The 14,071-nt window shown below is 70.9% G+C and carries 11 protein-coding genes and 1 pseudogene; 3 read left to right on the top strand and 9 right to left on the bottom strand.

Annotated features, from left to right (window positions below; translation table 11 throughout):
* Window positions 1-13: 13 nt before the first annotated feature.
* From NGR01S_RS03945 to NGR01S_RS03935, 3 genes are all read right to left on the bottom strand, one after another.
* Complete coding sequence (locus tag NGR01S_RS03945; RefSeq protein WP_063034757.1) at window positions 14-316, bottom strand: hypothetical protein; 303 nt, start codon at window positions 314-316, stop codon at window positions 14-16.
* 373 nt (window positions 317-689) lie between these two features.
* A complete protein-coding gene (locus NGR01S_RS03940; RefSeq protein WP_063034756.1) occupies window positions 690-1,703 on the bottom strand; it encodes a MerR family transcriptional regulator in 1,014 nt (337 codons plus the stop codon).
* Window positions 1,697-2,371 carry a HEAT repeat domain-containing protein gene (locus NGR01S_RS03935; protein WP_174551661.1) on the bottom strand — a complete coding sequence of 225 codons (675 nt, stop codon included), beginning with the start codon at window positions 2,369-2,371 and terminating at the stop codon, window positions 1,697-1,699. Before NGR01S_RS03935 ends, NGR01S_RS03940 begins: the two co-directional genes overlap by 7 nt.
* A gap of 205 nt (window positions 2,372-2,576) precedes the next feature.
* On the opposite strand from NGR01S_RS03935, the gene NGR01S_RS03930 reads away from it, so the two are divergent.
* Window positions 2,577-3,389 (top strand): SAM-dependent methyltransferase, encoded by an 813-nt coding sequence (locus tag NGR01S_RS03930; protein WP_245664423.1) that lies wholly within the window; start codon window positions 2,577-2,579, stop codon window positions 3,387-3,389.
* Window positions 3,390-3,464: 75 nt separating this feature from the next.
* On the opposite strand, the gene NGR01S_RS03925 is transcribed toward NGR01S_RS03930, so the two are convergent.
* The 5 genes and pseudogenes from NGR01S_RS03925 to NGR01S_RS03910 form a co-directional block, all read right to left on the bottom strand.
* Window positions 3,465-4,397 (bottom strand): YihY/virulence factor BrkB family protein, encoded by a 933-nt coding sequence (locus NGR01S_RS03925; RefSeq protein WP_169811860.1) that lies wholly within the window; start codon window positions 4,395-4,397, stop codon window positions 3,465-3,467.
* 85 nt (window positions 4,398-4,482) lie between these two features.
* Window positions 4,483-4,587, bottom strand: a pseudogene (locus NGR01S_RS30765) (IS481 family transposase); the annotation flags it as partial.
* A 122-nt stretch (window positions 4,588-4,709) separates the two neighbouring features.
* Window positions 4,710-5,789 (bottom strand): saccharopine dehydrogenase family protein, encoded by a 1,080-nt coding sequence (locus NGR01S_RS03920; RefSeq protein ID WP_063034753.1) that lies wholly within the window; start codon window positions 5,787-5,789, stop codon window positions 4,710-4,712.
* 63 nt (window positions 5,790-5,852) lie between these two features.
* The gene (locus NGR01S_RS03915; RefSeq protein WP_245664422.1) at window positions 5,853-7,127 is read right to left on the bottom strand and encodes a PP2C family protein-serine/threonine phosphatase; all 1,275 of its coding nucleotides are present in this window, start codon (window positions 7,125-7,127) and stop codon (window positions 5,853-5,855) included.
* Window positions 7,124-7,903, bottom strand: coding sequence for an alpha/beta fold hydrolase (locus NGR01S_RS03910; RefSeq protein ID WP_245664421.1), 780 nt, complete (start codon window positions 7,901-7,903; stop codon window positions 7,124-7,126). Before NGR01S_RS03910 ends, NGR01S_RS03915 begins: the two co-directional genes overlap by 4 nt.
* Before the next feature lie 1,811 nt (window positions 7,904-9,714).
* Here NGR01S_RS03910 and NGR01S_RS30760 point away from each other — a divergent pair.
* Both NGR01S_RS30760 and NGR01S_RS03895 read left to right on the top strand, forming a co-directional pair.
* Window positions 9,715-10,428, top strand: a complete 714-nt coding sequence (locus NGR01S_RS30760; RefSeq protein WP_157107100.1) for a hypothetical protein — start codon at window positions 9,715-9,717, stop codon at window positions 10,426-10,428.
* Window positions 10,429-10,584: 156 nt separating this feature from the next.
* On the top strand, window positions 10,585-13,035 hold the full coding sequence (locus NGR01S_RS03895; protein WP_218020710.1) for a M28 family peptidase: 2,451 nt from the start codon (window positions 10,585-10,587) through the stop codon (window positions 13,033-13,035).
* An 810-nt stretch (window positions 13,036-13,845) separates the two neighbouring features.
* Here NGR01S_RS03895 and NGR01S_RS31430 read toward each other — a convergent pair.
* Window positions 13,846-14,001: a hypothetical protein gene (locus NGR01S_RS31430; protein WP_169811859.1), complete on the bottom strand. Its 156-nt coding sequence runs from the start codon at window positions 13,999-14,001 to the stop codon at window positions 13,846-13,848.
* Window positions 14,002-14,071: the final 70 nt, after the last annotated feature.

The raw sequence follows: 14,071 nt of genomic DNA, 5'->3' as shown, positions 1-14,071 counted from the left end.
CGCGCGGCGGTGTTCAGGCGCCGAGCAGCCGGATCTCGGTCTCGAGTTCGGCGGCCTGCACGGTCAGGGCGTTGTCGTCGGGGTCCGCGCCGATGCGGTCGACGAGTGCGGCCCGGGTGATGACGGGAAGCCCTTGGGCGGCGACGTCGGGATCGGTCTCGACCCGGACCGCGCCCCCTGTCAGCGCCAGGGTGGCCTGTGTGTTCTCCGCGTCGAGTAGTCGGCGGAGGTCGTCGGGTGTGACCCGGGTGTGCGGTTGCCGCAGCGCGCTCCCGGTGGCCGGTGGATCGTCCGGTGTGTGGTTCTCGGTAGTCATGGTCCCCGGTTGCCCGGCCGGGCCCGAGGAAAACCTGAGCAGGTCGATGCCCGTTTCCGGTCCCGGGAACTCAGGTGCTCGTGATCGATTCGCCGACACCGTCGAGCGGCAGCGCAGCCCGAATCCGAAAATACTCGCCGGTGCGGCGCTCCCAGGGCGTCTACACCGATATCCGGCCACCCGGGCACTCCGGGTGTCAGGCGACCGCGGTGGTGCTCGCCGAGAGCGGCTGCGACGTGCCACACCGGAGTGCGCACCCCGGTCACCGCGCGAAGGATGCCCGTCCACCGAGCGGCTGTGTGCGGCGGGGGAGGCGTATCGACGTGACGGCCGGCCGAGCGAATGCGGACAGCGCACCTCGCCTCGACCGGAGTCAGTCGGTAGGGCGCTGCTCGAGCACCCCGGCGAGCGCCGCCGCGACGAGTGCCACGGCGTGATCGGGATCGTCGGCCAGATCCCGCATAACACCCAGTGCCAGGTCGGACGGCATTTCGGCGAGGGCCTGGGCGAGGCGTATCCGCACCGCCGGCTCGGTGGCGTGCGCGGCGAACTCCCCGGTCAGGGCGTCCATGATCCGGTCGGCGAGCGCGGCGTCCAGTGCCAGTGAGCCCAGGACCTCGGCGGCATCCACATCGTTGCTGCCCTCGACCACCATATCGACGAGTACCGGGACGGCCGCCGGATCGCCGCGCGCCCCGGCGGCCAGGGCGGCGGGACGGCGCACCGCCGCCTCCGGATCGGTGAGTGCACCGGTGAGCGCCGCGCTCGCGTCGTCGCCGGGTATCTCGGCGATCGCGAGTACCGCGCGCCGCCGGATCGCGGCGTCCGCGGCGCGCAGGCCGGTCATCACGCCGGCCAGGCCGTCCCGGCCCGCTCTGGCGAGTGCCCAGTGCAGGGCACCGGCGACATTCGGATCGGATTCGGTGAGGACCGCTCCGGCCAGTAGTTCGGTGGATACCGGTACGTCCTCGGCCGAGGCCAGCGCCGTCTGCTGCCGGCGTGCGGCACTCGGCGACTCGAGTCCGTGCAGGAGTTCGACGATGCGCAGGGCATCCGGCCAGCCGGCCGGCGTCGAGGCATCGACGGCCCGGAGCCGGTCGAGGAGCTCCTGCTCCCGCCGCACCCGCGCCTCGGTCCGCTGGATGAGCGCGCCGACCAGCTCCGCCGGGGTGAAGGCGGGATCCTGCAGGGCCCGCCCGACCTCCCGTAACGACAGCCCCAGGGAGCGCAGGCTTTCCACATGGAAGATCCGCCGGATATCCGCGGGGGAGTACTCGCGGTAGCCGCCGACCGTGCGGCCGGTGGGCCGCACCAGCCCGAGAGCGTCGTAGTGCCGCAGCATCCGGGTACTCACTCCCGAACGGCGCGCCACCTCACCGATCAGCACGCGGCCGGCCCGGCGTGTTCCGGACCGAGCGCGACGATCCGTTTCGCCTCGGCGACATCCGGATCGAATCCGGCGTCCGGGTCGCGCAACAGCCACTCGGTGGCGCGGGCATGCGCGCGCACCACCGGGTCCGAGCTGGTCAGCCTTTCCCGCACGGCCGGTTCGGCGTGGTCGCCGAGGGCCACCAGTGCCCGGCTGAGACTCAGCTGGACGGTGCGGTCGCCACGGCCGAGTTGCGTCGCCAGTTCCGCGGCCAGCGCCTTCTGCTCAGCGGCCGGTACGAGGACCACGGCGGCGCGCCACGCGCTCCGGGCGACCTCGTCGTCGGCGTCGTGCAGCAGCGACCGGGTGATCGCGGGCCAGACGGATCCGTCACCGATCTTGGACAGGGTGTGCAGCGCCTGGCTGCGGGCCTGCGCGTCCGCGGAACGCAGTTCCGTGCGCAGGACCGGCACGGTGATCTCGGCCGGATGGCGGGTCAGTGCCCAAGTGAGCATATCGCGGACGTAGAAGTCGGGTTCGACCGCGCATCGGGCGACCAGCGCGCCGACCAGGCCGGGTGCGGGGTTCGTACCCGCGGCCAGCGCCGCCTGGAGCCGGGTCGACGAGTCCGCGGCGGACAGTGCCTCGAGCAGGCGCGTATCGGGTGAATCGAATATCGGGTCGATGGGGACCACCTCCTGCGCTCAGTCAAGACCTTGTCACAGTGTCAGGGTCAAATACGTCAGGTCCGGTCGCATCGCGGGGTCGTCGGTGGCACCGTCCCACCTCCGCGGGGCACCGAATCGGTTTGCCGGAATGCGTTGGGCGACTTGTCCGGATGGGGTATACCTGCGGGGTACCGATCTCACGACGCCACAAGGAGCATCCGCCGTGTCCGACGGCTCTATCGACCTGCGTACCGATGTCGCGCATCCCGCGCGCATGTACGACTACTTTCTGGGCGGCAAGGATTCCTACGATGCCGACCGGGCCGCGGCCGAACAGGCACTGCGCGATTTTCCGGCGGTCCGGCTGACCGCGCGCACCAACCGCGAGTTCATGCGCCACGCCACCCGCTATCTCACCGAGCAGGGGATCCGCCAGTTCCTCGATATCGGTACGGGTATCCCGACCGAACCCAATTTGCACCAGGTCGCCCAGAGCCTGGCGCCGGAATCGCGTGTGGTCTATGTCGACAACGACCCGATCGTTCTCGCGCACGCGCGGGCGCTGCTGGTGAGCGCCGAAAAGGGCCGCACCGCCTACATCCAGGCCGATGCGGGAGACCCGGAGGCCATTCTCGCCGCGCCGGAACTACGCGCGACGCTGGATCTGTCGCAGCCGGTGGCGGTTTCGCTCATGGCCCTGCTGCATTTCGTGCCCGGTGATGTCTACGAGATCGTGAACACCCTTATGGAGCCGCTGGCGCCGGGCTCGTATCTGGCGATGTCACATGTCACGACGGAGTTCGACGACGGTCCCGACGATCCCGACGGAATGGCCCGGCTGTTGCAGGTCTATGTGGATCGCGGGATTCCGGTGCGGCCGCGCACCCGCGCGGAGGTGGCCCGATTCTTCGACCGGCTGGAACTGGTGGATCCGGGTGTCGAGGTGATCCATCGCTGGCGTAATTCGGGTATCGAACATCCGCAGAGCCATGACAAGAAGGTGTCGCTCTACGGTGCCGTGGGCCGGAAGGCCTGAGAACCTACCGTCGCCCGGCGGTGTGGGCGGTCCCGGTGCCGGCATCGGGACCGAGACCGCCCACGATGCGCGTCTTCACCGGGCGACCACGCCGTGATCCGGTTCGGTGCCGGCCGGGATCGACCGGTGCCCCCGGTCGTCGTCGATGCGCTCCGCTTCGGTCGGCGTGGAACGGCGGGCCCGTTGGGCGTCGACCACCGCTCCCAGCAACACCGCGAAATTGGCGACCCACAGCCAGACGAGGAAGACGACCGCCGCCGCCAGCGAACCGTAGACCTTGTCGAACGAGTCGAAATGGGCGGCATAGAACGACAGTCCGGCCGAACCGGCCAGCCATACCGCGACCGCCAGCGCGCTCCCCGCGGTGAACCAGCGGAACGGTTGCCCGGTCACATTGGGCGCTACCCAATACAGTAGTGACAGTGCGAAACTCGCCACCAGCGCGAGGACGATCCACCTGAGGACCGCCCAGACCCCGTGCACGAAAGGCAGGTCGGCGAGGGCGCCGCCGTATCGTCCGGCCATACCGTTGGTGATTACGAATCCCAGGCCGGTGAACACCATCATGGCGATCAGGACCACGCTGAGCGACAGTTGCAGGAGTACCGTCCGGGGCCGGGACCGGCTCTCCGCCACGGAGTACAGGGCGTTGGCGGCCCGAATGAACGCGCCGACATAGCTCGACGCCGTCCACAGCCCCGACACCAGTCCCGCGATCGCGATCGGCGCCGACCAGGCCCGGACCTGTTCGAGGTGGCGCACCGAATCGGCGAGCAGGGTCCGGCTGCCCTGCGGGCCGACGTGGCTCGCCGCTCCGGCGAGTGCGCCGGTCGGCTCGGGTCCGGCCAGACCGAGCGCGGCGACGGTGAGCAACAGTGCCGGAAACAGCGACAGCATGCTGTAGTACGTGAGTGCCGCCGCCCAGTCGGACAGTTCGTCCGACCATGCCGCCCGCAGTGTGCGCACCAGAACGCGGACCTCGCCGCGCCGCAGCACTCGAACGCTCAATCCGCGATAACGCCGATCCATCCCCGGCAACACCTCCGGTTCCCTCGGCTACCCGCGCTGTGCGCTGCGCAAACGCCACCGTCCAGGTGTGATGCCCAGGGAGGTTGGTCAGTCGGGGGACCGGTGGCCGACCACCGATGGCGGAGTGGGCTCGGTGGTGATTGTAGAAGTGGCGACGGCCGGGTAGGGCTGTGTCGCGTTGCTCGGTTGATTCGTAGAAGCCGGGCGTATGCCCGGCCGTCGGCGAAGGTGCGGTGGATCCGGCGATAAGGGCACGAGCCCGCGTGGAGGGCGGGAGCATCGCGGTCCGGGTTACCGGGTCAGCCCGGCGCCGGCCGCACCGGCGGTGAGCGCCTCGAGGCCGAACGCTTCGACCGGGCCCAGCGCACCGGCGCCGCGCAGACCGCCGTCGAGCGCGGTCTGCGCACCCCAGGCGAGGATCGCCGCGGTGAAGTCGTAGGGGTCACCGCCGGCCAGGGTCACCGAGGCGAGGACCGTGCCCGACTCGTCGGCCACCTCGGCCACCGCCCACGTTCGGGTCCGGGCCCGCGCGTTGGCCGCCGGGCCCCCGGTCGAGCCCTTGACGATCCGGGTCAGTGCGCTCTCGGCCAGCCGTTTCACCGGGTCGATCCGGCCGAGGGCGCCGGTGAGCAGCGAGGCGACCCGCAGACCCTGCGCCGCCCCGCCGGGCATACCGAGGTAGACATCGGCGTCACGCAGCCGCGGGTAGGAACGGGTGAGCGCGAAATGTTCGGAACCGGGTACCGACGCGCCCGTGAGCTCTCGGCCCGCGACGCCGAAACTGCGGACCCGCGCGGCTGTACGCTCGGGCACGACCCGGCCGCCGCGCAGGGCGAAACCCTCTTCGAAGAGCATGCCCGCCATCGATGCCCGCGTACCGCCGCTGGTGCCGGGGTCGGTGATGAAGTAGCCGATATCCGCGCGGACCGCCGTCGGCGCTTCGGCCAATGCGAGACCGGCGGCCAGATTTCCGGGCACATAGTCGTAGCCGAACGCGGTGAGCAGCCCGACGCCCGCTCCGCGGGCCGCGTCGTCGTGCTCGAAGACCGTCCGAATGAACGGGCCCTCACCGGTGGAGTCGAAATAATGCGCCCCGGCCTCGACAGCCGCGGCCAGCGCAGGGCTGCCGTGGCGCAGGAACGGCCCCACCGTGCTGATCAGCACATCACCGGGCCCCAGCAGGGCCCGGACCGAATCCGGGTCGGTCACATCGGCCACCGCGATGTCGGCGCCGCCGACATCCGCGGCCAATTTCTGCAGGGCGGTCGCATTGCGTGCGGCCAGCACGGGTGCGGCGCCCCGGCCGACCAGGATCTCGGCGATCAGCCGACCGGTGTAACCGGTGGCTCCGAACAGAACGATCTTCGGCATCACTGGTACTTCCCTCTCTGTGCTCGGTGGAGCGGGACATGATGTCGCGGTGCGTCCGCACGTTCACCCGAGCCGGTCGCGGAGAGGCTCCGGCCCCGGCAGATGCAAGGCCAGCAGCGCGGTGTCGTCGGTGACACCGGTGCCGAGCGAATCGAGCAGTGCGGTGACCGCGGAGACGGTTCCGGTGGCGGACGCGGGAGCGAGATGGCGGGCGAAGTCGAGCAGCGCCGACTCCCCGTAGAAGCCCTCGGCGGTCCGCGCCTCGGTGAGTCCGTCGGTGTAGAGCAAGAGTGTTGCGCCGGCCTCCAGCGTGAAGGTCACGGCCGAGACCGCCGCGTCCGGGAATACCCCGACCAGTTGCCCGCCGGGAGTGGGCAGGTAGTCGGCCGTGCCGTCGGCACCCAGCAACAGGGCCGGGGGGTGCCCGCCGGAGGCGAGGGTGACGGTGGCGCGGGGCCTCTCGGCGTCGTCGGTCAGGGTGAGCCGACCGTAGATGACGGTACAGAAACGGGGGTGGCCGCGGCGATGGTCACGCACCATGGTGGTGTTCAGATGCCGCAGGACCGCGGTCGGATCCGAGTCGTAGACCGCGGCGGCGCGCAGCGTGTACCGGGCCAGCGAGGTGATGGTGGCGGCGACGGCGCCTTTGCCGCAGACGTCACCGAGAAAGAAACCCCATATCCCCGGGGAGATGGGGAACAGGTCGTAGAAGTCGCCGCCGACCTCATCGGGGGAGGCGGCGTGGTAGTGCGCGGCGATATCGGCCCCCGGAACCGGCTCGAGCACCGCGGGCAGCAGCGTGCGCTGCAGGGTGGCGTTCAACCGTTGCAGGCGTTCGCGGTCGCGTTCGGCCTCGCGGCGTGCGCGCAGCAGCTCGGCTTCGTAGGCGCGGCGCTCGCGGGCGTCGAACACGGTGGTCCGGATCAGCAGCGGTTCCCCGTCCGCTCCGGTCTTCACCGTGGAGGTCACCAGGACGGGCAATCGCGAGCCGTCGGCCGCCCGGAGTTCGAGCGCGATACCGCTGAGATGGCCCTGCATCCGCAGCAGCGGCGCGAAATGGGTTTCGTGGTAAAGGCGGCCCCCGACGGTGAGCAGATCGCTGAAATGATGTCGCCCCACCAGGTCTTCGCGTCGGTAACCGAGCCAGTCCAGCAGCGTCGTGTTGATCTTGGCGATCCGCCCGTCGAGCAAAGTGGACAGATAGCCGCAGGGGGCGTTCTCGTACAGGTCTTCGACGTCGTCCTCCAGCAGGGCGCTGAACTCCGCGCGTTGGTCCGGATCGTCGGGTTCGAATCCGGCGCGTTCCGGTCCCGAGCCGCCCGCGCGGCACATCATCATGATAGGTCGCGCACGAAGCCGGTGATCGCGGCGGCGGTCTCCTCGGGAGCCGCCAGTTGCGGACAGTGCCCGGTGGCGGTGAGGGTCACCAACCGGCTGCCGGGGATACGGGAATGCACGAACTCGCCGACCCCCGGTGGGGCGATCGCGTCGTTCGAGCACTGCGCCACCAGGGTCGGTACCCGCACGGCCGCGAGATCGTCGCGGTTGTCGGACAGGAAGGTCACCCGCGCGAAGGTCCGGGCGATCTCCGGATCGGTGCGGCAGAACGTCGTCTCCAGCTCCTGCGCGAGTTCCGGACGCTCCGGATTGCCCATGATCACCGGCGCCATGGCCCCCGACCAGCCCAGATAATTGGCATCCAGGGATTCGAGCAGCTCGTCGATATCGTCGGCGCTGAAGCCGCCCCGGTAACCGCTCGCTGCATCGTCGATGAAGCGGGGACTCGGCGCCAGCAGTACCAGGCCCCGGAACAACTCCGGTTCCGCCGCGGCGGCCAGGACGCCCATCATGGCCGCCACCGAATGGCCGACCAGCACCACCGGTCCCAGATCGATCGCCCGGCACACCTGCCGGATGTCCTCGGCGTACCCGGCCATGGTCGAGTACCGCTGTGGGTCCCAGGCCGACAGATCCGACCGGCCCGAGCCCACGTGGTCGAACAGGACGACACGGAACTCCCGCGCCAACAGGGGCGTCACCAGCCGCCACAGGCCCTGATCGCAGCCGAATCCGTGCGCGAGGACCACCACCGGTGCTCCGGTGCGACCTGTCACGACCACACGATTTCTGCTCAGCACATCGACCACAACCTCATCCTCGCAGAAGTACCCCTATCCGTCCGTGTCCAGACGGTCGCCGTGGCGCACTTCGCTGTGCGTACCGCCGAGCGCGCGCCGGCGACCGTCCGTGCGGTCCGCCGTTCCGGTGAACCCGCCACCGGAGGCCGCTCCCGCCGCGCCACCGACTTCGGGTCCGGGTCCGGACTACGAACTCTTCCCATTCCGGGAGGGTCGTCGCCATCGCGTGGCGGACCACGACGTTTCACACTGTTTCCATGTCTGTGTGCGTCATATCGTGGATGCCGGCCGAACCGACCGACGGTCCGGCCCGGCTGCGGTGACGACAAGCGGGGACATCGTTGAACGAGACTCCGAAAGTGGACACGGACGAACTACGGGCCTTGGTGACGACGCTGGAGAAGCTGATCACCGAGGCGTCCCGCGTCACCGGGGAACTGAGGGCCGCGATAACCTCCGCCGAGGCGAATGCGGCGCCGGGCCCGGCGGTCGTTGCGTCCCCGGCGGTAACGGTATCTCGTGAACCCGTGGTACCGGTCGCGAATCGGTTCGGCACGGGGACGTCCGCAGCCGTCCGCGCGCCGGCTTCGACCCCATGGGCGCGTAAACGGGCCGCCACCTCCGCTGTGGTTCGGCCCGAGCCTGCCGCTACTGCTGCCGCCACGGCCCGCCCGGCAGCACCCGGGGAAACCACGACCCGCCCCGGAATGCCGGCGGTCGACCGGCCGGTACCGGTCCCCGGGCCGTCGCCGGGCGTACCTTCGACGGCCGTACCCGCCACGGTCGTCCCCGTGCCGGCCGCGGCAGAGGTAGCGCCACTCGCCTCGCCGTTGTCCCCGGTCGCCGAACCGGCACCACGGCACGTGCCGCGCGCGGTCGATTCCTCGCCCGGTCCGGTGCAGGCCGTCGACATCGTGGGGCCGTCGCGCGAAACCCGGCGCCCCCCATCACTCTCCGGAACCGGAGGCACACCGCCGGCCGTATCCGGTGTCCCGGCGCCGCCGGGCCGGGACGATGCGCCGCTCGACACCCGTGCCGCCGCCGTGGACAGTAGCGCGGCCGCGGCGAGCGCCGGTGCGCGAGTGCTCCGCGAGCGCTCGGAGTCGCCCGAGCCCGCGGCCCCCGCCCTGCCGATCTCGGCGCGGGAACCGGCGGCTCCGCACGCCCAGCCGGTCCTGTCCACCGGCCGGGCCGAGGTGTCGGCGCCCCCGGAACGAACTCAGCTCGCGGGCGGGCGCGCCGAACAGCCGCGGATGGCCGTGCCGAGCGACACATCGCGGCCCCCGGCCCCGGAACCCCGTCCCGTGCCGCGCACGGTCGAGCTGCCCCCTGAGTTATCGCTGCAACTGGCCCGGATCACCGGTTCGGCCGGGGCCCGGACGGCACGGCGACCGGACGAACCGGTGCGCGGAGAAGTACCGGCCCGGCCGGTGCGCGCGGAGCCACCGGTCGAGCCGGCGTGCCCGGGCAGACCGGACGAACCGGTACGCAGGGAAATATCGGCGGAGGCGGTGGGCACGGAGCCGCCACGAACGGGATTACCACCGGCCGAATCGGCGTGTGCGGAGGAACCGAGGTGCGAGGAGTCATCGGTCGAGCCTGCGCCTGCGGAGTCGCCGGTGGGACCGGTGCCTTCGGCGTCGTTGGGCGGGCCGGAACCCGCGGAGCCGGCCGGGGGGCCGGTTCGCTCGGAGTCCTCGGCCGAGGCGGCACGCGGGGAGTCGCCGGTCGAGCCGGTACACACGGACCTGCCGGCCGAGCCGGATGCGGCGCCTGCGTTGCATCTGGTGGGGAACCCGTCCACGCCGGAGACGCTGTCGCCGCCCGAGGCGGAGCCGGCGTTCTCGCCGCCCGAGGCGCTGACCGTGGTGCCGGGAACAGGGGGCGACCCCGCCGACGCGATCCGGCTCGCCGAGGAGATGGCCTGCCGACACGGCCTGAGGATTCGCGGCTTCGGGACCGCCGGGATGGAAACCGAGGTGGTGCACCAGATCGCCGCGGCGCTGAACGATCTGCTCGCGAAGTACACCGTCGCCCTGTACGGCATCGAGGTCACCGAACAACGCGACGATACGATCCGCCGGGAGCGCAAAAAAGCGGCGGAGTCGGGTTCGGCCGAGCCGCCTCCGGTATGGATCACTCTGGAACGTGCGGAGTTGACGAGCTCGGGTGCCGCCGGGCCGGGATCGACCAGAAGGCGTTTCCGCCGAGGCGGCACCACCGGCCGGCCGGCGTACACCGCGGTGGTCCGCGCCTTCGCGGCCGCGCTCGACGAGGCGGGGGATTACCGGGCGCGTCAGGAAGCCTGGCGGATCCTGATGGCAGGTTCCCTGAGCGGCGGGCCGGATATCGGGGCGGGTCTGCTGGATCCCGGGCGGGCGCTGGTCGAGGGTTTCGTGGAGGTCGAGCTACACGGGAAGCGGGCGGGTGAGCCGGCCAAGGCGCTGCACCGGGCCCTCCTGACAATGGCTCAGGCCGACTCTGCGGAGTCCACGGCCTGACCGCGCTCCGCCCGCTCCCGCGGTGTCGGGTATCGGCCCGGCGGGTGTACCGACCAGCGGGCCGCGTTCGAACCGGTCGATCACCACTTCGCGCAGGGTCGGTTTCTTCGCCTCGGCCACCTCGCGCATTCGCCGCGCGGTCGCGAAGCGATCCTGATGGAGGAGCGCGCGCCCCTGGCCGAACGGCGGCGCGTCGGGATCGGGGTCGATATCGGGGATCGGGCCCTGCGGGTCGTAGCCGGGTCGGGGCCGGCCGGTGGCGACAGTATGCCCGGAGTGGCGACATACTGTCACCTCGTGCGCGCCGGACTGATCGAATCTCCACATCGGGTAGCCGCGGGGCTGGTGGCCCTGCTGATGCTGATGGCCGCGGTGGCGGCCACCGTCGTCACCGACGGATACGGCCCCCGGCCGGTCCCTGCGACGGTGACCGACCGGTTCAGCGCAGAACGGGCCCTGAGCCACCTGAACCGCTTCGCGACCGAACCGCGGCCGCTGGGCAGTCCGGCGAGCGACCGGGCCCGGGAATATCTCACCGCGCAGCTGGAATCGGCGGGCTTCGCGGTGGAAACCCAGCGCGGTGTCGGAGCGCGGGCGTCGAAAGGACTCGCGACCTTCGGCCGGGTGGACAATGTGATCGCCACCCTGCCCGGCCGTGCGTCCACCGGCACGGTTCTGCTTGCCGCGCACTATGATTCGGCCGCGACGGGCCCGGGCGCCTCCGATGACGGCGCCGCGGTCGCGGCCATGGTGGAGGTCGGCCGGTTGCTCGCCCGGCACGGCGGCCAGCGCAATGATCTCGTGCTGCTATTCACCGACGGTGAAGAGGACGGTCTGCTCGGTGCCGAGGCGTTTGCCCGGGAGCACCGGCTCGCACGCGCCGGCGGTGTGGTGCTCAACTGGGAGGCCCGCGGTGTCGGCGGACCGTCACTGATGTTCGAGACCTCGGTGGACAATGCCGCCCTGGTATCGCTGTTCGCCGGCGCCGTACCGCATCCACGGGGTGATTCGTCGCTGGTCGAGGTGTATCGGACGATGCCGAACTCCACCGACTTCACGGCTCTGTCGAAGGCCGGCTTCACCGGGCTCAACTTCGCCTATATCGAGCGCTCGTCCTACTACCACACGGCCGGCGACACCATCGACAACCTCGATCGGGGCAGTCTGCAGCACCACGGCGAGAACATGCTCCACCTCGCCCGCGCGCTGGGCGAGACCGATCTGGCCGAGCTGCGATCCGACCACGACGCCACCTATTTCCGCCTCGCGGGCACCATGGTCACCTACTCGAACGCATGGGTCCTGCCGATCGCCCTGCTCGCCGCGGTGGCGGTCGGTGCGGTGGTGTTGCTCGCGTGCCGGCGCGGCGCGGCGGAAACCGGGCAGCTGTTGCCGGCCGCGGCGTCGGTGGCATTGCCTCTGGGCGCGGCGGCACTGCTCGGGCAGGGGATGTGGTCGGTGCTGGAGTGGTCGCGGCCCGAGTACGCACAGATGGGCGGGCTGCTGCATCGCCCACAGGTCTATCACTGGGCCCTGGCGGCGCTTGCCGTGACAGCGGTGGTCGGCTGGTATCTACCGGCACGCCGCCGGTGGGGGCCGGCCGCACCGGCGATCGGCGCCCTGGTCTGGCCTGCCGTACTCGGGGTGGGGTGCGCGGTCGTGGCGCCCGGTGCCTCGTTTCTGTTCGCGCTGCCGGCCCTGTTCGTGGCACTGGGCACACTGGCGGCGCTGCTGCCGATGCGCCGGCGCCTGTGGCCGGTGCTGATGTTCACGCTGGGCGCGCTGGTCGCCGCCGCGCTGCTGGGACCCCTGAGCGGGAACCTGATCGACGGAGTCGGCCTGACATCAGGCGGGGTCGCCGCGGCCGGTGCGGCACTGTTCGTGGTGCTGGTGCTCCCGCTGATCGAGTTGGTGCTGCCCGGGCCCGCCGTCCGCCGCCGCGTCACGGTCGCGGTCCCGGTGACGGCGGCGGTTGTCTCGGTACTCCTGATCGGCGCGGGAACCATGGTCGACACCTTCGACGCCCGGCACCCCGCCCGCGCGCACCTGGCCTATGTCCTGAACGCGGATACCGGTGCGGCGAGCTGGGTGAGCGGCGATACCGAACCGGCCGCGTGGGCTCGGACCTTCGTGGACGGCACCGATATCGCGCGCCTCTCGCCCGGCTACGCGCGGGGCACGGTATGGACCGGACCGGCCGAGCCGATGGCGCTCGACGGTCCGCTGCTCGAGGTCGTCCGTCGCGACGGCGACACCGTCACCGTGCACGTGGCATCCCGGCGTGCGGCGTCCGGGCTGGTGCTGCGCGTCGATCACCGGATCGACCGGGTGGTCGCGACCGTCGCGGGTGCGGTGCCGGTCGAACTGGCCGTCACGGGGGAGCGGGCCGATACCTGGGCGGGCGAGATACGGTTCCGGGATCTGCCGCCGGACGGAGTCGACATCACTGTGCGTACTCCCGGTGCCGACCGTGTCCGGATGACCGCGGCCGACGAAACCCACGGCCTGGCCACCGCCCCGGGTTTCCGGCCCCGCCCGGACGATCTCGTTCCCTCGATCCGAGAGGACGGCGAGCGGATCGTGGTGACACGCACCGTGGAACTCTGATCGGGAAGTGGTGCGAGCGCAGCGGTGTCCGTGGGCGGGCACGGTGGTCTTCAGGCGGTGCGCAGATGTTCGATCAACAGGTCGAGGATGGGTCAGGGGATCGAACGCCATGCCAGTGGCGGCGATTACGCCGACTGGCTCGGATACTTCCTGCTTTATGCGCGTTTGGGCTTCGGGGCGCTGGCGGGTGGTCTGCCGAGCCTGCTCGGAGCCTGCTCGTGGCGGGCTGGGCGATGCTCGTCACCGCGACCGGCGTATGTCTCGTCGTCACCGCATACACCTATCTACATCTGGATCGGCCCGGACCGCTCGCGGAGTGACGTCGATTGGGGGTGCGGGGCGGGGGAGATCGGCCGCATGCCCGCCGCGAGGTCCGGCATGCGGCCGTGGCGGATCCCCGTGGCGCCGGAGCAGGGTGTACGCCGGGCCCTGACCGTGCCCGGCTGCGCGGCCTCCGCAGTGACCTCCTCCGGCGCCGCGAGCTGGTTGAGGACCAGATCGCGGATATCGCGGCGGCGGAGGATATTCGCGTGGTATCGGTCGCGCAGCGGTCGCCCGCCGGCCGGCTGGTGTCCAGATGCCTTGCCGGGGTGGCCGACCGGCCGAATACCGGACGACAACTGGACAACGGCAACGCTTTTTCGCCCCGCTGCGGAGTTCGATGGGTGAATCCGGGGTGTGGTCTCGGCGGAATCCGCCGGTGCCGGTACCGAACTATTACGGTGTTGTCTTTACCGTCCGGCGGGGCCGCATAAATGTGAGCGCACATGTGCACCGGGCCATCGGTGGCCCTGCGGCTCCCGAGTGGTCTCAGTCCGGTGGTTCCTGCTCCGCATCCGCGACGGTCACCTCGGGCGCGATCTCGCGCGTGGCCATCCCGCCATCGCGACCCCGGTCGGTCGGGCCCGGCCGACCGGCTTCGGGCTTGTCGTTCTCGTTCTTCTCCGTGCGTTTTGCTTCGGTCAAGACTCCTCCTTTCCTATGGCCTCGGCCTACCCCGGTTCCCGTGGTCGAAAAGCAGAAAATCGGGCAGGCG

This window comes from Nocardia grenadensis NBRC 108939, assembly GCF_001613445.1.
Classification (GTDB): Bacteria; Actinomycetota; Actinomycetes; order Mycobacteriales; family Mycobacteriaceae; genus Nocardia; species Nocardia grenadensis.
The sequence above is the reverse complement of the archived record's forward strand: the minus strand, read 5'-3'. Positions and strand labels throughout refer to the sequence as shown.